At 62.7% G+C, this 1,634-nt stretch carries 1 pseudogene; it reads left to right on the top strand.

The features are described 5' to 3' along the window. Window positions 1-87: pseudogene (locus tag ACFWBT_RS42865) on the top strand (IS5/IS1182 family transposase); the annotation flags it as partial. Between the last annotated feature and the right edge of the window lie 1,547 nt (window positions 88-1,634).

Raw genomic sequence — 1,634 nt, 5'->3', positions numbered from 1 at the left:
TGGCAGATCTTCCGCAGATCCCGCATCAGCCCCAACCGCATGACCGTCATCGCCAAAGCCGTCCTCACCCTGGAGAGGCAACACTGAAAGTGCTCAGTGATTGGGTTCCGGGAGCGAGGAACAGTCCCCGGCGGGCCGGGGTTCGGCCGGACTGATTGTCATCGACGGCCTGGCGAGCTCGTTCACCAGGTTCGTCGTGGTAACTGCACAGACTTACATCCCTTTCCTGCGATCGCGGCGCCGACGCCGCAGGTAGGACTTGCCAGTGGCCCGAACCGCCAGCCAGACGGAGCAGCCGGCCGGTGGGGATCCGTGCCGTCAGCAGCCCTGAGTCATCAGGACAGCGTCTGTGGCTGGTTCCCATGGCCCATAGGCTCCCGGATGCCCCAGTCACAGGACAGTATCCTCGCCGATCCACCAGCTCTGAGCAGTTGAGTCTGCACGATTAAGCATGCGCCTACTCACGTCAGAGCTTCCCGATTCATGACAGGTTCTGTTACGTCTTTTGCCGCGGTATCACCAGGCCAAGCCTCAGAGCAACGGCTCGCTGACGGCTCGCAAAGGACGAGCACCTGGTCCGTCCCTGCGGACACCTGATCCACGGACGACATTCGTTTCTGCAGGGACGGCGTTCACCACGGCTTGCTATGTCTGTTCAGCAGTCTCCGACCAAGGCTTACCGACCTGATCCGGTTGCAGACCTACGTATGCAGCTGCCACCTCACGTCATCGCGCGGGTCTTCTTCAGTACAGATCGTGAGACAAGCGTCATGCCTCCTCCTCGCTCCATCATGCAGTCTTCCGAGCACCTGGCTGTAAGCACTGCGCTCGCAGCGCAGATGCCCCTGACCGTGCTCGCGATCTCCACGACGGCTGGCACAGTGGCTGCGGTGCTACTGCCTTTCGTGCTCGCACAGGTCGTCGACAGCATTCTCACGCAAGGGGCTATCCCCGCTGAGATCAACGTGCTGACCTTCTTGCTCTTCCTCAGTGCATCTGCCGGATACACCCGGACAATCTCATCCGCCCACGCGATCACCGTCGCAACTCAGTCGTTGCGCAACCGTGTCGTGCTTCACGCTCTCGCCGCTGGACCGCAAGCGAATTCAACAGGCCTGCCAAGCAACAGGGTTATCGCCCAGGCCACCGTCGGGGTTGCCGACATCGCCGCTGCCGGGCCCATCGTCATCAGGACAGTCGCTAGTGTGGCCACGGCTCTGGGTGCACTTGTCGCACTCTGGACAGTGGACGGATACTTCGCGTTGACGCTGTTGCTCGGGATGGGGCCAACCATCCTGCTGATGAGGCTTTTTACAGAGAGCGCCGCAGCGGTTCCTGAGCGCTATCTCAAATTGCAGGACCGTGCGATGACCTCGCTGCACGAGACGTTGGTCGGGGCGTTGCCGACTGAGACAAGGACAGTCCTGCCGCTTCGCGATCTCCATCAGGCTGGCACCGATCAGTGGCGCCAGCGCGCACGGAGAGCCTGGAAGACGGGTCTGGTGCTTCCTCTCTTCCAGATCACAGCCCTGGCGGGGGCGGGGCCCCGGGGGGGGGGGGGGCCCCCCGGGCCCGGGGGGGTGGGGGGCGGTGGGGGGGTTTGACACCGGGGAGTTTAAAAAAAAAACCACCCC

This window comes from Streptomyces sp. NPDC060027 (genome assembly GCF_042737005.1).
Classification (GTDB): Bacteria; Actinomycetota; Actinomycetes; order Streptomycetales; family Streptomycetaceae; genus Streptomyces.
Note: the sequence above shows the minus strand (reverse complement) of the source record. Positions and strands in the feature narration are given on the sequence as shown.